A 24,791-nucleotide genomic window follows, 5' to 3' on the forward strand; every position below is an offset into this window, starting at 1 on the left:
ATAACTTGGATTTAATACTGGAATTCACTAACATTAATTCTATTATTAGTGAGAAAACCCTAAACAAAAATTTAATTCTGAAGTTAATTTTAAGATTACAATTTTATATTTTGACCTATCTATTGAAATACATCATTAAAATATTTTAGATTAAAATGCTTCACCTCTTCTCAGGAAAAATTTATGAAAAACTTCAACTACTTTACCTTTGTTTTACTGATAATAACTTCAGGCTGTTTGTCACAGAGAGATTTTATCGCAGAGTACGATTATAACTACAGGGGAACCTTTAAAAAATACAAAACCTTTGGATTTGTTGCCGAAGAAGGAAAAAACGAAAGAGATTTTACAGGAATTATTGAAAAATCCATTTCCTCTCGTTTGGGATCTCAGGGATTTAGAGAAAGAGACAACAATCCCGACCTACTTATCATACACAAGCTTTACATGAGTGAGGTTCGGTATAGGGGTTACAATCAACCTAATTTTGATTATTGGCTTAAAAAGCAAGGAATAGAACTTGTGGAAGAATCTGTATTGGACAGCTTGGAAAGACAAAAAAGAGGAGAAAATTACAATGCCATTAAATATACCCAAAACGATGGCATGCTTGTGGTATTGGTAATAGACCATAAAAAAGGGAATACGATCTGGCAAGGTTATACTTCAGCCTACTTTGACTACAATTCTCCAAACATCCATATTGACTTGACCAGAGCCACCTACAAGGTAATGGACCAATTCAAAATTTTAACAAGAAACTAAAAAATTAAAGTAAAACTGGGCTTACATATCCTACCCTTAACGATGCCAATGCAGCAGCAAAATAAATTTGTTGCTGCATTGGCATTTTAATTCTTTGCATAAACCATCTTTGTCTCGCTGCCTATCTGTATCTTTGCATCATGGAGACGAATAAGCAAACAAGTAAGGAGACTTTTTTAAATAGGCTTTCTTTAGAAAATTTCAATAAGATGCAATTGGAATTTATGGAAAAAGCCACTGCCGACACCCCTTTAATGCTTTTGGCTCCAACAGGATCAGGGAAAACCTTGGCCTTCCTTATACCAATGGTCCAGCATTTGGAATCGGCAGCTGCTGATTCAACTGCCCTAATAATCATTCCTTCAAGAGAGTTGGCAATCCAAATTACGGAGGTCTTCAAATCTTTGAAAACTGACTTCCATGCATGCCTATGCTACGGTGGACACTCTATGAGGACGGAAGAGAATAGGTTAATAGAGAAACCTCAGGTGGTGATAGGTACCCCAGGAAGATTGTCAGAACATGCTCAAAAAGGCAACTTAAAAGACCTGAACATCAGCATGGTTATTCTTGATGAATTTGATAAATCTTTACAATTTGGCTTTCATGAACAACTAAGTGTTATTTTTGAAGGCCTGGGCGAAGAGCAAAAATATTTCCTAACCTCTGCTACTCCACTAGACAACATACCTGAATTCCTTCCTTTTAGCACTTATGAAAAGGTGAATTTCTTAAAAGATGACGAGGTCATGACCTTGCTGTTACAACTAGTCAAAACCTCAAGCGTAGAAAAAATAGACACTTTGATGCGGCTTGTTGCTGATTTTGAACAAGAAAGTACATTGGTTTTTTGTAATCACCGCGATGCAGTAGATAGAATAAGCCTTCTCTTAACAGATTTTGGTTTCGAACATGCCGTTTTACATGGAGGTATGGAACAAATCGACAGGGAAAAAAACCTAATCAAATTCAGAAGTGGTACGCACTCTTTGCTTATCGCCACTGACCTTGCTTCCAGAGGATTGGACATCCCCGAAATCAAACATATCGTACATTACCAACTTCCACCAAGGAAGGATGCCTTTATCCATAGAAATGGCAGAACTGCCAGAATGATGGCTGAAGGACAAAGTTACTTGGTCCTGGCCAATGAGGAATCAATGCCAGACTATGTAGACAGTAACCTACCAGAATACAAACTTCGCCAGGACTTTAAAGTCCCTGAGCCCTCCAACCTTACCTGCGTTTATATCAGCGTTGGTAAAAAGAACAAAATCAGCAAAGGGGATGTTGTTGGTTTTTTCACCAAGAAAGGCGCCTTAAAGGGAAGTGAGATAGGCAAGATTAGTATTCTGGAAAATGCTACCTATGTAGCCATCCCTACAGATAAAGTAGACGAGCTATTTGCCAATACAGCCGGAGAAAAACTCAAAAAGCTAAAAGTCAAAATGGAAGTGGCCAATTAGCACTGGGTTTTTATTGCCCAAATTGAATAACTTCTATCAGGTCAATTCCATCCTTTCCCTCAACTCAATACCGCTTACTCCCAGCCAGTTTTTTTCAAAGCAGGGTCGTTTTCCTTCTTGAGAAAATCAGCATTTGATAGAGAATCAGCCTGCCAATTAATAATGGCTTCGTCAGGAATCGGTTTTATGGCCTCTGTCCATGCTGTAGATGTTTCGCTGTAAGCAATATTGGACTGAGAATTAAAACAGGATATAATCGACCATCTTGGAGAATCCGAAAGGTTGGCTGCTGACCTATGTAGCAAATTGCTATGGAAAAACAAAGCATCTCCTGGGTCAATCTCACAATATACAAGTTCCATGGTCTTCAAGGCATTTTCTACCATCACCATGTCCGCACCTACCTGCTCTCCTGCAAATCCATGATTTACCCTTCCAAGCTTATGAGAACCTTTGATCACCTGCAAACAGCCATTTTGTTGGTTCGCTTCTGTTAATGCGACCATCACACTGATCAGTTGATCGGGAAACATAAATTGATTTTTATACCAATAACCGTAATCCTGGTGCCACTCCCATGCACCACCTACTTTGGGTTCTTTCTGCATCAGTTTGGAATGGAAGTGGCAAACAGGGGCATCCCCCTCTAGTAATTGCCCTACAGAATTCACCATTTTTTCACTCCTAGTTAAATAACCAAATACATCATTTCCTGGCTTAAACCACAAGGAAAGCTTGGTTTTTTTTCCGGACTGATCATTTAGATCCATGGCATTTTTGCCCATGGCCTCATCCTCTATAGCTACTTTATAAAGTTTTTTGGTTTCTTCCTGGCTACAAAAACCTTTTACGAGTACATAGCCATCTTTGTGGAATTGCGCAATTTGTTCTTTGTTCAATCTCATAATCTACAAGCAAAACATAGTTAATAAAAAAGGAATCATTTTAGGATAAAATTGAGTTAAATCAACATTTCAGTTTCTTATGAGGGAAGCATAAATCCTTCAATTGCCAGTTGTACTTAAAAGTACAAATACCAATTAGAGATGCGGTTAGTGATTTAACTTTCAAACCTATCATAAATAAACAAAACCTAATCCAATATGTAGTATATTCCCCTTAAAATCAAATCGAAGCCTATTTAATTTTACATCGTTCATTTAATAACGCCATGGCTGTAACAGAACCCTTATTGATATTTAAGCTACTTTTGATTGTCTGGACAAGACACTAATAAAAAAGTATTGGCTTTAAAAAATTGCAATTGTTATCTTACTACTTCATTGAAATCTCAAAAATGAAATATTTAATCCTGAGCCTAATCAGCTTGTTGATATTAAGTACCTCAGCATGCAAAGAAGAGTTGCCAAGAGCCGTAAACGAAATCGCTTCTAATAATATCATGCATTACCTAAACCAGGAAGCGGAAAGTCTTTCTGACGGTTTCACTTCGAGATCTTCCACAATAGCGGACTGGGATTCAATCCGGCCTTTAAAATACGATCAATTTATAGAAATGATGGGTTTCAGTATGGACGAGGAAAGAGATCCACCAAAGATATATCCTACTGGTACCCTGCAGCAAAAAGGTTTTCGCATTGAAAAATTTTACTACGAGTCCCTTCCTGATCTCTTCGTGCCGGCAAATCTTTATGTTCCTGACAATATCAAAAAACCACGTGCTGCCGTAATCTATCTTTCAGGCCATTCTCATGGTCAAAAAACAAATTATCAGGCCCATGCCAGAAGATTAGCCGAGTTGGGTTTTGTTACCTTAATTTTTGATACCATTCAATTCGGGGAGGTTTGGGGACATCATTGGGGAGCCTATAATAAGGGTTGGTTCAATTGGTATTCTAGAGGCTATAACCCTGCAGCTGTAGAGTTATGGAATGCCATTAGAGGCTTGGATTACCTCGCTACCCGTACTGATGTGGACATGGAAAACATTGGCGCCACGGGGATTTCCGGAGGTGGCTCCCAAAGCTGGTACTTTGCTGCAGCAGATCCTAGAGTTAAAGCCACCGCGCCCGTTTGTGGCGCGGGGACAATGGATTCTCAAGTGGGAGAAAGAAGGATAGATGGCCATTGTGATTGCATGATGGTTAACAATGGTTTTCAGATAGATTTTACGGATGTAGGGGCATTAATAGCACCACGACCGCTGCTTATTGCGCAATCAGATAGGGATGAACTTTATGGAATTGAGTCAACCCGGCAGTTTTACAAGACCTTATCGCAATTTTATGGTAATTTTGATGCGGAAAATAATGTTTCCCTGGTAGAAACGACAGGAGGTCATTCCTACCATCCCATTTCAAGAAAAGCCATTTTCTCCTTTTTTCTCCAACACCTAATGGACAAAAAAGTAGCGCCTGAAACAATAGCGGATGTAGAAACCAACGTTGACAATTTACTACCATCCGATAGCCTCGATGTCTATATGGGTACTCCTCCGGAGACTGACCTTACCAAAACCATACAGGATTCATTCATACAAAAGGTAGCGCTACCAGCTATAGAGAGCCCTGAAGCACTCAATGCCCATCAAAAGAAGGTGAAAAATTACCTTAAATCCAGAACTTTCGGGGCATTCCCAGATTCGGCCATGGAATTTGAAGGTGAAATGATTTACCGAACTGCAGATTTATCCAAATTTGGCAATAAAACTTATAGTTTCAACAGTGAAAAGGGATGGCGGCTCAAAGTAAATATATTCTTTAGGCAGCCTCAAGAGGAGAAGTCTCCTCTACTTCTAGTACTAAGAAGCCCAGGAGAAGAAAGATGGGAAAGTGAAGGTTATGCCAATAAGTTGGCTGAGAATCACAACATCGCTTACCTGGAAGTAAGAGGTGTTGGTGAAGTCGGATGGGCCCCAGAACTCGATTGGCATGTAAGGCGTGCTGCTGCTTGGATCGGAAGAACTAAAGCCTCTATGCAAATATATGATGCCATGAGAGCCCTTGAATATTGCAGGACCCTACCAGAAGTAGATCCTACCAAAATCAGTATCGCAGGTAGGGATGGAATGGCAGTCATAGCCATGTATGCTGCCATGATGGATGAGAAATGTGAAAGCATGTACCTGTCAAATCCACCCGAAACGCACGACCAACCGAGTCCAAAAAATGGACGAGATTTCGCATTGGAGCTACTGAATGTACTTAGAATTACAGATACTTATCAGATACCTGCTTTAGCCTATCCTACAAAAACTTACTTTGCAGGTGAAATTCCTCCAGCTTTTGCTTGGTCAGATAATGTGCTGAAAAAAGCTGTAAACCAACAACTGCAACTTATTAAATAAAATAATCACACTTGGAAAAGATTGGAATTTCAAATTTATTATTTTGTTTATTATAAAAAAACTTTAAATTTATAGGGGATATTATCATTAAAACCTAGGTCAAATAGGGTTTCTTACCCCATTAATTCATTTCCATAAAACGAAACAAAAGAAGTTTGGCCAGTTCAATCGCCAATCCTAAAAATGCAGAATTTAGTCAGTCTTCTTAATAAAGTATTTGCCCAACCAGCTATTGTACCAACTACTTAATGGCACAATTAATTTCGGATTAAACAAACAATTGATCCATGAAAAAAGCACTAAAAGGTTCTAGTTTTTTATTTTATTTCCTCACAATAACTGTGTTTTTTATCCTTGGAGGTCTTTTTTCCAGTTACATGGGCGTAGGTAAAAACCAAGGACTCGCCGGAGCAACAATAGTCTTTGGCTATGCTTTATTGTACGCATTGGGGGCTTTAATCCTAGCCATTGTATTGGCCGGTAGATTAAAGACTACCGCCATTATTTACTTAAATATTGCCCTCTTTCTTGTCCTGGCTATATTACTCATTCTTGGGTACTTGCGACATTTGGAAATCGAAGAAAAAAAAGATTTACCCCAACAAAAAGAAAGCCCACCAAAACCAACGGCACCTGCACTATCTATCCGATATTTAACCTTTGAAAACGGTATGGGGCAAGGATTCTTTAGCCCCAGCTTTACAGAGAACAGCACTTTGTATTTTTATTCTCCATCTGAGCCAAAGGCTTGGAATGGCATTGGAGAACCCATTGACAGTTTGGTATTTACCAAAACGTTACAAGGACAATACGATATACAATATGCACCTGCCTATTTTTTACCGGAGATATTGAAACTTGATTACGATTGGTTGATGATAAAAGTACTTACCTCTGGTAAATATATGTTAGAAGTGGAAATCAATCAACAAACCGGTCAATCGGTGCTTATCGACAAGTTTAGTGGAGATTTAATCTATTGGCCGGAATTTATTCTTAACATCAATAGCGTAGAGATCCAGAAAGAATATCCACAGAAAATAAGGATTAAACCATTGGACAAGGCTTCGGAAAATGTCACAGCTTATGCATTCCTTCAACCTGTCGCCGTCCGGGGGGATTGGCTAAAAGTAAACCTGACAAACAGTGATTTTTCTACCATTGGTCAAGGATGGATTAAATGGAAATCAGGTGACAGGCTAATTGTTCGCTACAATTTATTCAGTTGATAAAAATTAGTCAATTTACCTTATGTCCCCTATTGAAAGCTATAATTCCTAATCCTAAATTTCATCTAAAGCTACAATGACTTACGGTCTCTTTCTGAATGGAAAGGGTTGATAAACCACTAAGATAAAATAGTCTCAAGCGGATAGAAAAACAACTCCAGTGGTTTAGCTTCTTACAAATTGGACAGCAATAAATGATAGTGACGGTAATAGGACCAATTTACCGCAATATTACCATCAAATCACAACCTCCTTATGATTTTAAAAGGTTTGTTTTGATATCTTTAATTCTTGATTTGAATGTGGTTTTAGCTATATCCACCTCATCAGAAGTGGCCAATAGAAAATCTTTAACAGCACCTGAATGATCCAAGGATTTACCTTGTTTCATGTCAACATAACGCATAGTGGTCCACATCAAAGTTTTTAGTTCTTCTTTATTGTCATCCGTCATGTAGTACTCAACGATTACAGTTTGATGATCATGCCATATTATCCTGCTCATGATCCTGATCCACTCTCCTACGCGAGCTGGCCTGATATAAGAAATATTGTGGTTGTAAACCACCCATGCGGCCTGGTATTTCCGGATAAAATCCATCATCTCCACGCCATATAGCTTTGGCACCTGGTCCTCCCTTGCATTGAAAAAATAATCGAAATACTTCGCATTATTAAGATGCTGTAAAGGATCACAGTCCTGGAATCGAATTACTACTCTACTTTCCGTTTCCTTAGGATAGTGTTTGTCTTTATTATATTCGAACATAATTTTTTAAGTTTGATGCTTCTATCCTACAAAGATATATGATTTAAATCATTGTGTGAATTAGATTAATATTCATTAACTTAATGGAAACAATAAGCCTACTATGAAGATCCTTGTTCCAACTGATTTCTCAGAAAATGCAGACAATGCACTGTCATTTGCTGTGTCCTATGCTCAGCAACAATGTTCTTCTATCACTTTAATTTTTTCCTATTTTGCCGTCTATGATTTTGCAGCTGAAGCTGTTAGAATGGCTCAAACAATCGAAAACAATGCCAAAACTGAATTAAAAAAAATAAAAGAAAGAATAGGGGACGCTGTCGACATTGATTTTAAAATTATTCAAGGGACTGTCACCTCAGCGATTTTCACTACGGCAAATAATGGTGATTATGACCTTATCATCATGGGTACTCAGGGTGCCAGTGGGATTAAGAAAAATCTTATCGGCTCAAATACTGCCACAGTTATTAAAGAAAGTGCAATTCCTGTTTTAGCGGTACCATTTTGTTCTTCTTTCGAAAGCATAAAAAACATCAAAGTAGCCGTTGATTTGAAGAATGAAAAGGAAGGCATTTTCAAAAAACTGATCACACTTACAGAAACATGGAACCTGCCTTATAAGATTATTCATGTAGAAAATAAGCCGGATTTCAATAAAAACATCATTTTCAAGGGTCTAGAAGCATATTTGAACGAGAATTTCCCCGACAGCGAGTTTAGTTTTGAAATGCTTCAAGAAGTGAATACAGATAAAGGATTAGAAAATTATATCAAAAATAAATCAGATAGCCTACTGGTCATGTTTTCGAAGGACAGGAGTTTTCTCGATTTTATTTTCAAAAATAGCCATAGTGCGAAAATGGTTTACCATACACATATTCCACTTTTGGTCATCAAATAAATTATGAAAGCAGTAGTTATCACAAAACCTGGAGGACCTGAGGTTTTAAAAATCACAGAAAGGGACATTCCTGAAATTGGTCAAGATGAAGTATTAATAAAAGTCAGGGCAGCAGGCATCAATAGACCTGATATAGCGCAGCGACAAGGGAATTACCCCGCCCCGGAAGGGGCCTCAAAGGATATACCAGGGCTGGAGATATCCGGCTGGGTGGCTGGGTTTGGTGAAAATGTGAAGTCTTGGGAAATCGGCGACGAAATATGCGCTTTAGTAAGTGGGGGTGGTTATGCTGAATATGCATCTGCCCCTCAGGAGCAATGTTTGACAATCCCGGAGGGACTTAGTCTAGAAGAAGCAGCCTCCCTTCCAGAAACCTTTTTTACAGTGTGGAACAATGTCTTTGAAATTGGCAAATTTAAAAAGAATGAAACCGTCCTCGTACATGGAGGTAGCAGTGGCATAGGGGTGGCTACCATACAAATGATTAAAGCCATGGGCGGTCAGGTAATTACTACAGCAGGTTCCGAAGAAAAATGTGAAACCTGCCTGGATTTGGGTGCTATTCTGGCAATCAATTACAAGCAAAAAGACTTCGAGGTGGCCATTAAAGATTCCCTTGGCAAAAAAGGAATAGATATAATTCTGGACATGGTGGGTGGAGAATATACCCTCAAAAACCTTCGCCTATTGAATCGAAAAGGAAGGTTAATCATGATTAATGCGATGAAGAATAGAATTGGGGAAGTAGATTTAATTCGAATAATGACCAAGGAACTGGTACTCTCAGGATCTACCCTGAGGCCCCAATCAAAGGAATACAAGGGACATATCGCTACCCAATTAATGGCAAAAATATGGCCTTTGTTCCCTGATAAAATTAAGCCTGTGATCCATACTGCTTTTCCACTTGCTGAGGCTTCGGAAGCACACAAGTTACTAGAGAGTTCAAAGCATATCGGTAAGATATTGCTTTTGGCATAAAATAAAACAAAAAATATCCGCTAACCAGAAAACGATCACCTGTTATGAAAAATCATTTTCTTGCCCTTTTCATTATAGTAGCCCTTTTTGGATTTAATGCAAAAAAAGAAACCCGGGTCTTAACGGCTGATCAGATCATATTTAAGGATGTAAATATTGTGGATGTCAGATCGGGAGCCATCACTCCTTCTCATGTCATTGTTAAGGGAAGAGAAATTGAACAAATCCTCTCCTTGGAAGAAGAAATTGATTTTGCTGAGGCCAGAGTAATTGAAGGCAAAGGAAATTACCTGCTTCCAGGATTAGCAGAAATGCATGCTCATATTCCTGACAAACCCTGGGATGACCCTTTGGTTCAGGAGACCTTATTCTTGTACCTCTCCAATGGGATAACTACCATTAGAGGCATGCTTGGGAATGATGTCCACCTTCCTTTGAGAGAGAAAGCTGCAAACCAAGAAATTTTATCCCCAAGGATCTATACGTCCAGCCCTTCTTTAAATGGGAATACCGTCACTACTCCGGAGGAAGCACGCAAAAAAGTCAAAGACTATGCAGAAGCAGGTTATGATTTTTTAAAACTCCATCCGGGTATCAGAAAACATGTATTTGATACCCTTGTTATTGCCTCGAAAGAATATGGAATATCCTATGCTGGGCATGTCTCCAATTTGGTCAGAATCAGACATGCTTTGGAAAACGGCTACCAAACCATTGATCATATCGACGGATTTGTTGAAGGGTTGGTCCCTGAAGAAGCAGGCGTTAACCCTACTGAGAATGGTTTCTTTGGCTATAATTTCACGGATTTGGCAGACTCAAATACAATCCCTGAACTGGTAGCCTTAAGCAAAAAAAACAAAGTATGGGTGGTCCCTACACAGTCCCTTTTTGAGCGTTGGTTCTCCCCAATTCCGGCTGAAAAATTGGTCAATCAGGAAGAAATGCAATACATGAGTCCTCAAACCAGAGAAAATTGGGTAAACAGTAAAAATAACCTGACCAAAGCTGACAATTTCGATGAGGTAAAATGGAAGCAATTCAATCAATTGCGGTACCAATTGATCAAAGCCTTGCAGGAGGATGGTCAGGGTTTGCTTCTAGGGTCTGATGCTCCCCAAGTATTTAATGTTCCAGGATTTTCCATCCATCATGAAATCCAAGGAATGCTGGCTGCCGGCTTAAGGCCATTGGAAATATTACAAACAGGAACAATTAACCCAGCCTTATTTTTTGACGGGAACTTCGGCGAAATAGAAGAAGGAATGGAGGCAGATTTGATTCTGTTGAAGGAAAATCCATTGGATGATCTGCGACATCTGAAAGCTCCTCTTGGGGTGATGGCTAGAGGGCAGTGGCTCGATGAAAAAACCATAAAAGAAAAACTTAGCGAAATAGCAAAAAAATACGAGTAGCTCCATTAAAGTAAAGCTACTCGCTATTATTTTTCATGCCAATTCACTATCAACCTAAGCCATCAACAACGCCTCGGTAATAACCTACTGATTCAGCAATTCCAGCCATTGGATCTTTCATGTCTTTTTCATATTCCATGGCTAAGTGTCCTGTATAGTTGACTTTGGCAAGCATTTTCACCACTGCTGGTATATCGATAACTCCTCTTCCAAGTTCAATTGTTTTGCCTTCTGCCTCTGCCTTAGAAACATTCTTTAAGTGTAAATCAAAAATACGGCTTTTGTACTTTTTAATGTCCGCTACAGGATCGTGTCCATCACGCATATTGTGTCCAATGTCGAAGCACATCCCGATACGCTCGTCTAAATCTTTAATATGGCTCATGATAACGGTTGCATTTGGATACAATTTATCTTCCGGACCATGATTATGGATGGCAAACCTGATATCAAACTCTTTTACCTTAGCATCAAGGTAGGGTAAATCTTCAATTCTTGGAATACCAACAATCATATCTACTCCAACCCTTTTGGCGTAATCAAAGGCCTTGTCTATGGCCTCCTGCGTTTTCGAATAAATTGGACCCACTGCATAGCCTTTTATATTTGCATCTGCCAAACGCTTGTGAAATGCGGCTATTTCAGCATCAGTACTGTCCATAGGCAAATGGAAATCTTTGATACAAAGGTAATTTACATCTACTTTTTGAATCATTTCCAATGATTCTTCCAACTTGAAATGAACAAAAGTATAGCCAGCAAATGCCAATTTAAGATCAGAGGGCTTTGCCAATGTTGCCGCGTTTACTTTTAGGCTGGAACCAGCCAGAGCCACTCCTCCTATAGTACCGAAGATACTCTTTTTGACAAAGTCTCTTCTATTGTTTTTTGATTGTGACATGATGATTAGGTTTATTTTATGCTACTGTTTATTGTCAGCGTTACATTTTGATCTTGCAATATAGAGGGAACTAAGGAATTTTATGGATGGGAATTCTAAAAATTTGTGGTTTATTTACATTTTTAGAGATATTTCGCATTACCAAACCTTTTATAAATGAGACCATATATCTTAGCCGAGACCAACTGGAAAGCATTAAAAGAAGAGAAAATTGAGTTGGCGGTGTTGCCTTGGGGCGCTACGGAAGCCCATAATTATCACCTTCCCTATGGGACCGATGTTTATGAAGCGGATGCTTTTGGAGCTGCTGCCGGTAAAATTGCCTGGGAAGCCGGAGCAAAGGTAATGATTCTCCCTACCATTCCTTTTGGGGTAAACACCGGTCAGTCGGATATTTACTTAGACATGAATTTGAATCCCAGTACACAATTGGCCATTTTGAAGGACCTTGTTACTGTTCTGCATAGACAAGGTATTCCAAAACTGCTTATCCTTAACAGCCATGGGGGCAATGATTTTAAAACCATATTGAGAGAAATAGGTTTATTATTTCCTGACATGTTTTTTAGTACATGTAATTGGTTTCAAGCCATGGACAAACCCAAGTATTTTGAACACATGGGAGACCATGCAGATGAGATGGAAACCAGCCTTATCATGCATCTTCACAGCCATTTGGTAATGCCTTTGGAAGAAGCTGGGGAGGGTAAAGACAAGAAATCAAAAGTGAAAGCCATTCGTGAAGGCTGGGCTTGGGCAGAGAGAAAATGGTCCATGGTCACAGAAGATACCGGCATAGGAAACCCTAAAGCCTCCACAGCAGAAAAAGGCGAACGCTTCTTAAAGGACACCAGTGAAAAAATTGCTGAGCTGATGATTGATCTGTCCAATTTGGATATCAATGACAGGTATGAATAAATCACAAAATAATTAATGAAAAAACCTTTGCAAAAAATAACCTTTGCCCTAATCCTTTTACTTTTCACTACCTATTTTGTTCCTACCGGAATGGCCCAACAAACAGGACATTCTTATTCCAGACAGGATAGTTTGCGTGGAAGCATTACTCCCGAACGAGAATGGTGGGACCTGGTTTATTATCACCTCGACATAGAGGTCAAGCCCAAACAAAAATCCATTGAAGGTAGCAATACCATTTATTATAAGGTATTAAAGCCCGGACAGGTCATGCAAATTGACCTGCAACAGCCTATGAAAATTCAGGAATTTTCTCAAAAAGGAAAATCCTTAAAATTTAAAAGGGAGGGCAACGCTTACTTTGTTAACCTTGTTGAGCACCAAAAGGTAGGAGATTTAAATTTTCTGGAAGTTACCTACAGTGGAACACCTAAAATAAGCCCTAATCCTCCTTGGGAAGGCGGACTGACTTGGGGAGAAGATAATAAGGGAAAACCATTTATCGCCAATTCTAACCAAGGGGATGGAGCTAGTCTATGGTGGCCTTGTAAAGACCACATGTACGATGAACCTGATAGCATGTTGATCAGTGTAAAAGTACCCGATCCGCTTGTAAACGTATCCAATGGCAGGCTTCGTGAAATAGAAAAACACCAGGACAAGAAAAGCACTTATCACTGGTTTGTAAGCAATCCTATAGCCAATTATGGGGTAAACCTAAGCATAGCGGATTATGCGCATTTTTCAGAAATGTATCAGGGTGAAAAAGGGCCTTTAACTTTGGACTATTATGTCCTCAAAGAAAACCTCGAAAAAGCCAAAGTGCAATTCAGGGATGTGCCTCGATTAATGCGGGCCTTCGAACATTGGTTTGGCCCCTACCCTTTTTATGAGGATGGTTTTAAGCTAATCGAAGTACCTTATCTTGGCATGGAACACCAGTCGGCGGTCACCTATGGAAATGGCTATTCCAATGGGTACAAGGGCAAGGATTTTAGTGAAACAGGCTGGGGACTTACCTTTGACTATATCATCATTCACGAAGCAGGTCACGAGTGGTTTGCCAATAACATCACCTATAAAGACATTGCCGACATGTGGATTCATGAAAGTTTCACCACTTATTCGGAAAGTCTTTTCTTGGACTATCATTATGGCGTCATTGCCGGAAATCAATACCTTCAAGGGGCTAGGAATATCATAAGAAACGATGGGCCAATTATTGGGGATTATGATGTTAATCAACGGGGTTCCGGAGACATGTATTTCAAAGGGGCGAATATTCTGCATACTCTACGGCAGTTGATTGACAATGATGAAAAATGGAGAGGCATATTAAGGAAAATGAACAAGGTTTTTTACCATCAGACGGTAACTACCGTTGAAATAGAGACCTTTTTGGCTGAAGAAAGTGGTTTGAATCTTCAGGCTTTTTTTGACCAATACCTACGCACCGAAAAGGTGCCTATTTTTCAATACTACTGGAAGGATAACAAATTGTTTTACCGGTGGGAGAACACGGTTGCCAATTTTGCCATGCCTTTGAAAATCAATCAAAAGGAAAAGACGCATTGGATTGATCCGGAAAAGGGCTGGAAAAGGGCTGAAAAATTTGCAGCTAATGTAGCCATTGAAGTAGAACCTAACTTTCTCATTTATGTGCAACAAATCCAAGCCATCGAATAAACAAGCATTCTCGATATCTCATAAATTATGAGTAAATTTATCGCTTGGATTTTAAATAAGGACTATATCAATGGACAATAATAAAAAAATAGCCATCATAGGTTGCGGAAACCTTGGGCTATCTATAGCAAACGGCTTATTGAGTACAGAAGGATTTGATGGTAAAAGACTGATCGTCACCAAAAGACATCCGGAAAGTTTGTTTTACCTGGAATCCCAAGGTGTCACGGTATTGGCAGACAATAAAGAGGCTGTGAAGGATGCAGACTTTGTAATTTTAGGTGTAAAACCTTACAATATTCAGCCTATTTTACAGGAGATCAAACCATTTTTAAAGAAAGACAAGCAAGTTATTGCTTCGCTAGCTGCCGGTATTACCTTGCAGGCCATAAAGGCTGAACTCGAACCCGGCACTACGGTTTTTAGGGTTATGCCCAATATAGCGGCAGATATTAAAGAATCCATTACTTGTATCTGTGGTGATGATTTCATCCCAGAAACCGAAAATACAGTCAAGGAAATATTCAATAGTGTAGGCATAAGCATAACGATAGAAGAACACCTGATGGAAGCCGCTACGGTGTTGGGGGCTTGCGGCACTGCATTTGTCTTGCGCTTTATGCGTGCCATGACACAGGGAGGTATCCAAATAGGTTTTGATGCCAAAACAGCCAATAAAATTGTGACCCAAACCGTAAAAGGTGCAGCCGAATTGATTATTCAGAAAGGGATTCACCCTGAAGCTGCCATAGATAAGGTAACGACGCCAAAAGGCTCTACCATCAAGGGCTTAAATGAAATGGAGCACCATGGCTTCAGTTCTGCCATGGTTCGAGGGGTAGTTGCCTCTTACGAAGACATCAAAAAATAAAATCATGAAAAGAGTCCTTCCCTGGCTGATGGGTTCAGCCATTTTTATTGTCATCTTTTATATGCTCGGACCAAAAGAAAGTATTCAGGACCTATCAGGCAGCTATCCTGAAGTGCCATCAAATCTCAACGACCTGGAAGCCTATATACAGCAGGGTGAAGACACTGTGCAAGGCCTTAAACCTAATAATGAAGCCAAGATAGTCTGGGCTGACCCTGAGAAAAAGGAAAAAACCGCTTACAGTATTCTCTATGTACACGGCTTTGGTGCCAGCCAGATGGAAGGTGATCCTGTACATCAGCAATTGGCCAAACATTTTGGTGCCAACCTCTACTTGGCCAGACTACCGGAACATGGCATAGAGCGAGCAAATGCTTTTGAACACTTAAATGCCAAAAGTCTGGTGGATGGGGCAAGAAAGGCCTATATGATCAGCAGACAATTGGGCGATAGCGTGATCGTAGTAGGAACCTCTATGGGTGGGGCTTTGTCATTGATCTTGGCGGAGGAAAGACCGGAAATTCATTCCTTGGTTTTATACTCCCCATGTATCGCCATCTATGGTGATCGACTTGATCCCTTGTTTCAGCCTTGGATGAAGCAGTTAATGGAAATGACCATGACCAATGAAAATGGGGTGCAGGTGATAGAAAGAGAACCCGAAGAAGGAAAATATTGGGCAAAGAATTATCATATCAATGCCTACACAAGTCTGGCTGTGTTGCTTAAAAGTAAAATGAACAAGGAGACTTTTGAAAAAGTAAAACAACCGCTGTTTCTGGCCTATTATTACAAAAATGAGGAAGAACAGGATAAAGTGGTCTCTGTTCCTGCCATGCTGGACATGTATGCCAGTGTAAGTACCCCAGAAAACAAAAAAAGAAAAGTAGCTTTCCCTGAGGCCGGTGACCATGTGATCGCTTCCAGCTTAAAAACGGATAGTTGGGACGAAGTGCTAGCGGAAAGCATAAGGTTTCTGCAGGAGGTGATTCAGCTTAGCCCGGCGGATAGTGTGAATGTAATGGAGAAATAAATTTAAAGTCAGTAACGCAATCGTCAATTGGAGAAATATCCAAATCCCCCTTTCTAAGAGGCAAGGGGGATTTTGTTACGTGTTTTTAAATAATATAATAAAATTTAAAACGCTAAACCCTGTTTTTAAAGAGGAAATCTAGAAAATAAGCGTAAAAATTTCTATATTTTACCATGCATTTTCTTCCTTATAATAAAAATTTAAAAGAATTTTCCAGAGACTTAAGAACTCATTCAACCCTATCCGAAGTTTTATTATGGCAAAAGTTAAAAGGCAGACAATTTCGAGGGTATGCCTTCAATAGGCAAAAACCATTAGGGCATTTTATTGTTGATTTTTACTCTAAGAAATTACAATTGGTAATCGAAATTGATGGAGATAGCCATTTATATCCTGAATCGGTGGTTCAAGACCAAAAACGGCAATTGATTTTGGTGAAAATGGATCTCTTTTTTCTAAGGTTTTTGGACAGGGATGTCAAGAAATCTATGCCCTATGTTTTAATGGAGATAGGAAATTATATTGATAATTGGGAATTGAAAAATGATATTCCTAAAACCTCATTCTAAACTTGGGATATTTGATTAAAAATCCCCCTGCCCCCTTAATAAGGGGGAGTTGCAGCAAATGACATTTTAGGCTGATTTTCTGAAATTAATTGTGCTGATAAAGCTTGAAGGTAAACCGCATATGTTAAATCCTAACGTAACAAAGTCCCCCTTCAAAAGGGGGCAAGGGGGATTTTTTACGTAACTGTCTAACTTACGCGGTACTTAATCAAACACCTCTAAGCACCTATTTAAATCAAGTTGCTTCACTTCAAACCCGACTGCTGAGCGGAGCCGAAGCCATAGGGGAACGTATCCGTATATCCTGCTCCTTCCTCCGATCAGGGTCCGGTATAAATCAAAACGCACCAAAATGGCAAATAATATTTCAAACTATTGGTCTCGTCTAAAATTTAACTTATATTCAATCCTAAGGGCTAAGCTCTTAATATTTTTCCAACAATTATAAAAGAACAAACGCTACCTAGCCACCTAAAACCTGAAAGATAAAAACATGGGAACAGAGAATGTAGAACTAATGAAAATGGCACGTGAATCCCTAAAGGGTAATTGGGGGCTGGCCATAGGTACTTTTCTTGTATATTATATCATTATGGGTTTTTTACAAGGGATGGCGGAATACTACCCCATGATAAGTTTGGGAACCTTGTTAATTACAGGACCTATGACATTAGGTCTTGCCCTATTTTCTTTAAGCATTGCCCGCAATCAATATGTAAGACTGCAACAAATATTTGATGGCTTCCAGAATTTTGGTACAGCTTTAGGCGCCTATTTACTGATAATAATATTTGTTATTCTATGGATGCTTTTATTGATAATCCCGGGAATCATTGCCGCCCTTTCCTATGCCATGACTTTCTATATCATCGCTGATGACCCAAACATCGGCCCACTGGATGCCATTGACAAAAGCAAGCAAATGATGAATGGTTACAAAATGAAGCTTTTCCTTATGTTCTTGATGTTTCTTGGTATGGCTTTGCTTTGTATCCTTACCTTGGGAATTGGATTTTTGTGGTTTATCCCCTTTGCCAATGTGACGCTGGCTAAATTTTATATGGACATAAAAGACAGGAATGTCATCCCTGAGGTTATCTAAAATCATTTTTCTAGCAAAGAGTAAAGCTATCTCGCAAATAAATTAATCAATAGACCAACTCTCTCGAATATTGTCAAGGGAGTTGGTTTTCTTTTTTTAACTCAGCCAATTTAACTATTGGTTATCTGAGTTCGGCTTACAATTATGAGAAAATCGTCATTCCGAAGCTTAGGGAGGAATTTGCGTAGAAGAAGTCATGGGACCCTTCGACAGGCTCAGGGATCGAAAACGGGCGAGACTGCTTCACCCTTTCCTACCCTCAGCAAACCCCCAAAAGTGCTTTCAGTGAGGCTTTAACCATTCTTAATGATAATTTAATTCAAGCTGAGGTATATATAAAATCAAACTCAGGCTGGTAGGCTAAAATTGTCAACCGCATTAAATTTCGAATAAACATAAAACCCCGGTCAGGGGTGACATTTTTGTAGGCAGGGGCAATAGCCCCTGTAATATTGTCTGTACCTCAACTGATTTTGGCGGTATTGTTGCTTTTTTCCTGCAACAATACTGACAAAATCTTAACCTCAATCGAAAAGTAATACCATCTTAAAAAATCCTTTAAAATCAGTAAAAATTAAATCTAATCCCCTACCTTTATCATCTGTTATACTGAAATCAACATATTATCTGTGTCTTTTTAAAAGGCAAACTCGTCTAACGAGCAATTGCTCCATGGGAATCTCCTGATTTCCTATGAACAGATAATCACACCCTTTTTAATTATTTAACCAAGACCAGTTGATTTTTTAATCAATTGCCGCTTCGTTTTTAAATGTTTTCAACATTTATAAATGTGTGGGACATTAATGTTTTAGATGAAAAGTAAACACTTAATCAATAACAACATCAACCATTTCTACACCAAAGCTTCTGAAGAAACCCGATTGGACAAAGGCATGGGCCTATTTGAATTTGAAAGAATAAAATCACTTATAGACAAATACTTGCCTCCTTCTCCTTCCTGTATCCTAGACATAGGTGGCGGTACCGGAAAGTATTCGGAATGGCTTGCCCAAAAAGGGCATCAAGTCCATATGGTAGAACCAGTTGAAAAGCACATTAAAATCGCCTTAAAAAGAGCCAATAAACCGAATAATAAATTTCATGTTCACAGAGGTGAGTCTAGGAATTTACAATTTCCAAATAATTTTGCTGACCTGATTATTCTCCACGGACCACTTTACCACCTTCAAAAGGAGGCTGACCGCGAATTGACCATTCGAGAAGCAAAACGGGTTTTAAAAACCAACGGCATTGTTTTGGGCTTCGCGATCAACTACACTGCTTCAACTTTGGTGGGCCTCCTAAATGGATTGATTCACAAAAAATCATTTTTCGAAATGTGTAAAGAAGAATTAACCTCAGGAATACACAACCCACCCTTGGATTTCCCATGGCTATTGGCTGAAGCTTATTATCACACGCCCAATCAACTTAAAGATGAGTTCTTGAACCAAGAATTTATCCATATAAATACTTATGCAGTGGAAGGCATGGCCTGGTTGGACAAAAATTATTTTGCCAATATGGAAAATAGTGAACGAAGAAAAACATTGTTAGAACTAATTCAGCTCACTGAAAATGATGGCAACCTACTGCCTTTAAGTCCACACATGATGATCGCAATTAAAAAAATATCCCCCTATGAAAAATAAAGCACATTACTTCAAAGCATTAAAGCAAAGTAAAGGTCGGATTAACGAAATTGACCTAGGGGAGCAAATTGGTCTGGAAGAGGAAGAAACCAGAAAAATACTAGTGATGCTCCTGTCCGAAAATAAAATCAAATATGAACGCCAAGGGATTTGTAGTTATTCTCCTATGAAGCACAAAAAAGCATAAGTATAGGTGGTACAGGAATCCCATTGTGTCATTGCATTGCTTCTAAATTGATCTTGGGATGAAATTTATCTTTTAAATAAAACCACTAGGGCTGACATTTTGATTGCCGGGGCACTAGTCTCCGGGTAAATGGCTGATTGAAAACTGATTTTGGTGGTTTAGTTGCTTTTATTGTGCAACAATTCCGCCAAAATCACTTGTTATAATCCTAACAAAATCTATGGCTAGGGTCTTTTTTTTTTTCTTTTATTCAATTAAAAAAAATTAAGGTAACCCTTTATTTATAAACAAAAGTATACCTATATAGGGGATGAATACATTTAATCCTAACCCCTAAAATTTAAAATTTCAAGCCACCCAATAATCAAATTATCCATGCCACTTAAAGCTTTAAACAAACTCTCCGGATCCTTTTCTAGAACCCAAAAAATGCCTGTATTATTTCTTGGACATGGCAGCCCGATGAACGGAATTGAAGAGAATGTGTTTGTAGAGGGTTTTAAAAAGGTAGGGGAAGAAATTCAATATCCAAGGGCTATATTGTGTATTTCTGCCCATTGGGAAACCAAAGGCACTTATGTAACTGCTATGGAAAACCCAAGAACCATTCATGATTTTGGAGGTTTTCCCCAAGCCCTATTTGACGTGCAATATCCTGCCCCGGGCAGCCCTTCTCTGGCCCAGGAAACAAAGGATTTAATCACCAATACTAAAATTGGACTGAATGAGAGTTGGGGGCTGGACCATGGGGCTTGGAGCGTGGTCAAACACCTTTACCCCAAAGCAGATGTTCCCATTATACAAATGAGTCTGGATTATACTAAGCCTGCAAAATACCACTTCGAACTGGCGCAGCAATTGTCCCTGTTACGGCAAAAAGGAGTTTTAATTATTGGCAGCGGGAATATGGTGCACAACTTGGGGAAAGTCGCTTGGGACAAACTGCAGGGAGAACCGTTTGCATTTGAATGGGCCATAGAAGCCAACGAGAAAATGAAGGCCTTCATTGAAGATGGGGATTTTCAAAGTTTAATAGACTTTAGAAGTCAAGGAAGGGCATTTGACCTAGCAATCCCAACCCCTGAACACTATTTGCCCTTGCTCTATGCTTTGGCATTAAAGGAGAAAAAGGATGAAACAACTATATTTAACGATCAGCCCATTGGAGGATCATTGTCTATGACTTCAGTGAAGTTTAATTGAATTTGGATTTTAAACCTTGGTAAAATTCCCTAGCAAAGGTTTGACCTTGTCAGCATCGTTACAATATCTTTGCAACAACACTGACAAAATCCCTTTTACCAGAAAAATACCCCCTCATTGGATATCAATTTTTCTTTTTATCAAAGCGATTAATTTTGAATTGAAGTAGGAAAACCATTGCAATTAAAGTCCCTAAAATTATCCCGACTAAAATCCTAATTTCAGGTCCAATTGAAGACAGATCCCCTCCATAAAAAGCGATTTTCCTAAATCCACTTAAAAATTGTGTAACAGGAATAAACTGGGCAACATTGGTAATAAGTTCGGGAATAGCTGAAGTAGGCCAGGTAAAACCACTTAAAATAAATGCCGGCGTAGAAATTACCATCAACAACTCTGTCGCTTTCAACTGACTTGGAATGGCTATTGAAAACAACATACCAATAAACATGGAAGCAAATGTTAACAAGGTGGTCAAAACCAACATGGGGAGATTTAAAAGATCCAAATTAACATTAAAAAAGGTCAACAATAAACTAATAATGAACCACATAAAGGGAAGCATAATCAGAAATGGAGTTGCCTTTAAGCCTATGTGATAAATCGAAGACTTGCTTTCTTTTACAAGCTTACCAAAATAACCATCCTCAAAATCTCGAGAGAAAGCCAAGGCCATTGCCAAAAAGATAATTTGTTGCATAATGGCAGCTAGCAGTCCAGGCAACATAAACGTCACATAGTTTCCTGTAGAATTATATAGTTTATTGAAATTAATTTTAAAACTTTCATAAGATGCTTTCGCCTGATCTGGGTGGAAACCTTGCTTTTTAAGCCCTTCTATTTCAATTCCAGCATTGATTGTCATCAATACCGTATTGATATGATTGCTTGCTGTGTTGGCATTTAAAATATTTGCCATGTTCAAATCTACACGCACCTCTGGATGTTTTTTTTGCAAAAGATCCTTTTCAAAATCAGTGGGCAGGGTAATTACTGCGACATACTGATTTACAGGCATTTCATTTATGATATCCCCAGGGATTGCCCTTACATCAAAAACATGTAAGCCTTCATTGTCTTCAAAAGCATCAATTATTTTATCCGATGCAGGACTTTGATCTTGGTCCACTATAACGATGGGCAAATCCTTGACTTTGGCTTGTTGGTACACATAGCCAAATAAAATACCGTAGCCTATGGGCGCCCCAAAGAAGATTGCCATCAGGACACTATTGGAAAAAATACGCCTGAATTCCAGTTTTAATAAGCCTATGAATTTTTTCATTGTTTTTTATTTTATCAGAAAAGTAGCATTGATATAAAACTTCTGTCCCTGAACATTTGAAGTAGGTACTACTTTTAATTCATAAATTGATTCGGACAACTCATACAAGGGTGCTGTGCTTGTAATGTCAGCATACTTGGCAAGTTGCTTGATAGCTGCAATCTTACCTACTACTTCTTCTTCGGTATAAGGATTGACTAAGCTTAACTCCTGCCCTACTTCAAAATCATAAATCCTTGATTCGGGAATAGTAAACCTGAAATAGATGCTGTTGGTTTTGTAACCATTGAACAAGGTAAAACCGGGGGTAAGTAACTCTCCTTCATCCAGGCTAATGGTTTCTACCGACATATCTGCTGGAGCAATAAGAAACTGCTCTAGAGAAGCGGTGGCAACTTCTTCCCTAGCCCCCTTTGCTCTATCCAACTGTCCTTTGGCTTGCTCAATTTGCTCTTCCCTCGCTCCTTTTTTCACCTCATCTCGCTTGGCCGCTAAAGCAGCTACCTGAGCTTTCGCCATGTCGAGCTTCATCCTGACCTCATCAAATTGCTGCTGGGTTATCAAGGAATCTTTGTACATGGCTTCAAGACGGGTAAAAGATTCCTGAGCAAAATTCAACTGTGCTTTACCAGCATTTAGTTGGCCATCAATCTGGTTTAGTTGTTCTATTGAAGCACCATTTAAAGCCATATTGAATTGTCCTTGAGCTGACAAAATGGCTCCATCAGCCTGAAGCATTTTGGCTTGGACTTCTGGAATATTAATTGTGGCTAAGGTATCTCCTTTCTTAACTTTTTGCCCCTCTTCTACAAATATTTTGTCAACTCTTCCGGCAAGTTTGTTACTTACTGAAATGGTTTCAAATTTCACTTTACCTCTATTGGGGGTTAACTGCTCTTGCTGACATGAATTCAATGCGAGTACTGCGAAACTGCCTAGTAGTATATTTTTATAAGTATTCATTTTTATATTTTTGATGGGTTAGTAATTAAGTATTCCTTTGGCATGAAGCAGATCTGCCACAGCTCGGCGTTCTTTAAAATAAGATTCCTGCAATTTGAAATTGGCCTTCTCAACATCAGTTAGAGCATCCAACACATCATTGATCGAAGCCAGGTTGTTTTTGTATTGCGTATCGACCATCTCATAATTTTCATTGGCCAGGTCAATTTCCTTTTGAACTATCTTACTGTTTAATAAGGCCGATTCGTAGCTTATTTCAGCCTTGGATATTCCTAAGGCAATCATTTCATTGGCCTCTTCAATCTGTTCTCTATATTTAGCAGTCTCCAATTGAACTTTTCTTCTTTTTAAGCGCGATTGGTTGCCGTCAAAAACATTCCATTTTAGCCCTACGCCTACATACCATTTTGGATCTAGCAATGATAAATTTTCTTCAATAAATTCATAGTGACCTTTCAGGGCTACTTTAGGAATGAAATTGCTCTTTATCATTTTGGCCTGAAATTGGGTCGCTTGTTCAGCTTCTTCTAAAGCTTTGATTTCATTGCGTTTCTGACCGTTGGCATCACCATCTACAGAAAACGAATGCAATTGCGGATGAAGCATTCTTAAATCCGATCTACTCTCTCCAGTAAGCTGGTGAAGTACTTCTATTAGCAGGATATTGTTGTGTTCAAATTCAAGCTTTTTGGCTTTCAATTGTTGCCTTGCCAGTTCAATTTTATTTCGACTGATAGGTGTTGCCAGACCATTTTCAATGGCCTTATTGACATAAGTTGCCTGCTCATTCAAGTAGTTTTCTGAAGTAGTAAGAACTTTTTTTGAAGCTTTTACCAAGGCAAGTTTATCATAGGCTTCTATGATTTTCAAAGCGATTTTATCTTCCTCTGCCATCCCTAGATAATTCAGTGAGGCTTCCTTGTGTTTGCTCGCTTGGAGGGCATTGCTTGCTTCCAGCCCACTAAACAACACCCAATCAACATCTACTGATGACCTCAGAATATTTTGGTTTTGCAAAACCGGAACCTCCTGAAGTGGGATGGTATTTGGGAAAGTTGAGTTAAAAGGCAATCCTGCAGCGTCTTTAATGACAAGCTTTTGGGTTTCTGTTAATAGGGTTCTCGTATTCTCATCAAAAGTAATGTCATCATTCAAATGGGTATAGCTCCCATTTAATGTAATTTTGGGCAAAAACACTGATTTCGCCAATTGTTGGTCAACTTTGGCCTGTTCCGCATCCAAGTACTTACCATTTATGGTATGGCTTTTACTCAGCCCTTTATTGATCAATCCTTTCAATATTGGATCTAACTCCTGCCCCTTAGTTAGCGAAGGCATCACCGTTAAAAGCAAAATCAATAGAATCGCAAATGCTCCTTTGTATGGTTTCATTGTAAATTGTTTTATAATTACAATACAAAGATCCTGAGGTAGCAGCGATTATCTTTTGACCTATATCAAAAAGTGAAATATAGATTATGTCGGGCGAATATTCTAAAATTGTATCTTATCCTTATTGGCTAAAAAAGAGTGGATCTCTTTATGGAGCTAACTCTTCTTTTTAACGCCTTCCACCCTACTC

22 protein-coding genes are annotated in these 24,791 nt (G+C 38.9%); 16 read left to right on the forward strand and 6 right to left on the reverse strand.

The features are described from left to right. The first annotated feature begins 183 nt into the window (after positions 1-183). Positions 184-765: a DUF4136 domain-containing protein gene (locus AAC073_RS17100; protein ID WP_339925017.1), complete on the forward strand. Its 582-nt coding sequence runs from the start codon at positions 184-186 to the stop codon at positions 763-765. Positions 766-905: 140 nt separating this feature from the next. Continuing rightward, positions 906-2,231: a DEAD/DEAH box helicase gene (locus AAC073_RS17105; RefSeq protein WP_339925018.1), complete on the forward strand. Its 1,326-nt coding sequence runs from the start codon at positions 906-908 to the stop codon at positions 2,229-2,231. 74 nt (positions 2,232-2,305) lie between these two features. On the opposite strand, the gene AAC073_RS17110 is transcribed toward AAC073_RS17105, so the two are convergent. After that, the gene (locus AAC073_RS17110; protein ID WP_339925019.1) at positions 2,306-3,136 is read right to left on the reverse strand and encodes a phytanoyl-CoA dioxygenase family protein; all 831 of its coding nucleotides are present in this window, start codon (positions 3,134-3,136) and stop codon (positions 2,306-2,308) included. A gap of 392 nt (positions 3,137-3,528) precedes the next feature. Between AAC073_RS17110 and AAC073_RS17115 the strand changes: the two genes are divergently transcribed. Together AAC073_RS17115 and AAC073_RS17120 are read left to right on the forward strand one after the other, a co-directional pair. Continuing rightward, entirely contained in the window at positions 3,529-5,538 is a 2,010-nt protein-coding gene (locus AAC073_RS17115; RefSeq protein ID WP_339925020.1) for a dienelactone hydrolase family protein, read from the forward strand. Between the two features lie 287 nt (positions 5,539-5,825). Then, entirely contained in the window at positions 5,826-6,767 is a 942-nt protein-coding gene (locus tag AAC073_RS17120) for a hypothetical protein (RefSeq protein WP_339925021.1), read from the forward strand. Positions 6,768-7,020: 253 nt separating this feature from the next. Here AAC073_RS17120 and AAC073_RS17125 read toward each other — a convergent pair whose 3' ends face one another. Next, positions 7,021-7,536, reverse strand: a complete 516-nt coding sequence (locus AAC073_RS17125) for a thioesterase family protein (protein WP_339925022.1) — start codon at positions 7,534-7,536, stop codon at positions 7,021-7,023. Positions 7,537-7,639: 103 nt separating this feature from the next. On the opposite strand from AAC073_RS17125, the gene AAC073_RS17130 reads away from it, so the two are divergent. Genes AAC073_RS17130 through AAC073_RS17140 form a run of 3 tightly spaced genes read left to right on the forward strand, consistent with a single transcriptional unit; the run spans position 7,640 to position 10,836 of the window. Continuing rightward, positions 7,640-8,440 carry a universal stress protein gene (locus AAC073_RS17130; protein ID WP_339925023.1) on the forward strand — a complete coding sequence of 267 codons (801 nt, stop codon included), beginning with the start codon at positions 7,640-7,642 and terminating at the stop codon, positions 8,438-8,440. A gap of 3 nt (positions 8,441-8,443) precedes the next feature. Then, complete coding sequence (locus AAC073_RS17135; protein WP_339925024.1) at positions 8,444-9,421, forward strand: NAD(P)H-quinone oxidoreductase; 978 nt, start codon at positions 8,444-8,446, stop codon at positions 9,419-9,421. 44 nt (positions 9,422-9,465) lie between these two features. Continuing rightward, the gene (locus AAC073_RS17140) at positions 9,466-10,836 is read left to right on the forward strand and encodes an amidohydrolase family protein (protein WP_339925025.1); all 1,371 of its coding nucleotides are present in this window, start codon (positions 9,466-9,468) and stop codon (positions 10,834-10,836) included. 49 nt (positions 10,837-10,885) lie between these two features. Here AAC073_RS17140 and AAC073_RS17145 read toward each other — a convergent pair whose 3' ends face one another. Continuing rightward, the gene (locus AAC073_RS17145) at positions 10,886-11,737 is read right to left on the reverse strand and encodes a sugar phosphate isomerase/epimerase (protein WP_339925026.1); all 852 of its coding nucleotides are present in this window, start codon (positions 11,735-11,737) and stop codon (positions 10,886-10,888) included. A 156-nt stretch (positions 11,738-11,893) separates the two neighbouring features. Here AAC073_RS17145 and AAC073_RS17150 point away from each other — a divergent pair, with 156 nt between their 5' ends. The 9 genes from AAC073_RS17150 to ygiD all read left to right on the forward strand — a co-directional run bounded on the left by AAC073_RS17150 (position 11,894) and on the right by ygiD (position 20,961). After that, positions 11,894-12,655, forward strand: a complete 762-nt coding sequence (locus AAC073_RS17150) for a creatininase family protein (protein WP_339925027.1) — start codon at positions 11,894-11,896, stop codon at positions 12,653-12,655. A gap of 15 nt (positions 12,656-12,670) precedes the next feature. Then, on the forward strand, positions 12,671-14,341 hold the full coding sequence (locus AAC073_RS17155; protein WP_339925028.1) for a M1 family metallopeptidase: 1,671 nt from the start codon (positions 12,671-12,673) through the stop codon (positions 14,339-14,341). Positions 14,342-14,411: 70 nt separating this feature from the next. Beyond that, positions 14,412-15,212, forward strand: a complete 801-nt coding sequence (proC, locus tag AAC073_RS17160) for a pyrroline-5-carboxylate reductase (protein WP_339925029.1) — start codon at positions 14,412-14,414, stop codon at positions 15,210-15,212. Positions 15,213-15,216: 4 nt separating this feature from the next. Next, positions 15,217-16,245 carry an alpha/beta hydrolase gene (locus AAC073_RS17165; RefSeq protein WP_339925030.1) on the forward strand — a complete coding sequence of 343 codons (1,029 nt, stop codon included), beginning with the start codon at positions 15,217-15,219 and terminating at the stop codon, positions 16,243-16,245. Between the two features lie 173 nt (positions 16,246-16,418). After that, positions 16,419-16,814: an endonuclease domain-containing protein gene (locus AAC073_RS17170; protein WP_339925031.1), complete on the forward strand. Its 396-nt coding sequence runs from the start codon at positions 16,419-16,421 to the stop codon at positions 16,812-16,814. 493 nt (positions 16,815-17,307) lie between these two features. Continuing rightward, positions 17,308-17,916, forward strand: a complete 609-nt coding sequence (locus AAC073_RS17175; RefSeq protein ID WP_339925032.1) for a DUF975 family protein — start codon at positions 17,308-17,310, stop codon at positions 17,914-17,916. A gap of 815 nt (positions 17,917-18,731) precedes the next feature. After that, on the forward strand, positions 18,732-19,571 hold the full coding sequence (locus tag AAC073_RS17180) for a class I SAM-dependent methyltransferase (RefSeq protein WP_339925033.1): 840 nt from the start codon (positions 18,732-18,734) through the stop codon (positions 19,569-19,571). Further along, the gene (locus AAC073_RS17185; RefSeq protein WP_339925034.1) at positions 19,561-19,758 is read left to right on the forward strand and encodes a hypothetical protein; all 198 of its coding nucleotides are present in this window, start codon (positions 19,561-19,563) and stop codon (positions 19,756-19,758) included. Before AAC073_RS17180 ends, AAC073_RS17185 begins: the two co-directional genes overlap by 11 nt. Before the next feature lie 375 nt (positions 19,759-20,133). Further along, a complete protein-coding gene (gene ygiD, locus AAC073_RS17190; RefSeq protein WP_339925035.1) occupies positions 20,134-20,961 on the forward strand; it encodes a 4,5-DOPA dioxygenase extradiol in 828 nt (275 codons plus the stop codon). Positions 20,962-21,085: 124 nt separating this feature from the next. Here the strand turns inward: ygiD and AAC073_RS17195 are convergent, their stop codons facing one another. The 3 genes from AAC073_RS17195 to AAC073_RS17205 are packed head-to-tail and all read right to left on the reverse strand — an operon-like array spanning position 21,086 to position 24,601. Beyond that, positions 21,086-22,246, reverse strand: coding sequence for an ABC transporter permease (locus tag AAC073_RS17195; RefSeq protein ID WP_339925036.1), 1,161 nt, complete (start codon positions 22,244-22,246; stop codon positions 21,086-21,088). 6 nt (positions 22,247-22,252) lie between these two features. Then, positions 22,253-23,209 carry an efflux RND transporter periplasmic adaptor subunit gene (locus tag AAC073_RS17200; protein WP_339925037.1) on the reverse strand — a complete coding sequence of 319 codons (957 nt, stop codon included), beginning with the start codon at positions 23,207-23,209 and terminating at the stop codon, positions 22,253-22,255. An 18-nt stretch (positions 23,210-23,227) separates the two neighbouring features. After that, positions 23,228-24,601: a TolC family protein gene (locus AAC073_RS17205; protein ID WP_339925038.1), complete on the reverse strand. Its 1,374-nt coding sequence runs from the start codon at positions 24,599-24,601 to the stop codon at positions 23,228-23,230. Positions 24,602-24,791: the final 190 nt, after the last annotated feature.

The sequence above is a fragment of the uncultured Cyclobacterium sp. genome, from assembly GCF_963977555.1.
In the GTDB taxonomy this organism is placed as follows: Bacteria; Bacteroidota; Bacteroidia; order Cytophagales; family Cyclobacteriaceae; genus Cyclobacterium.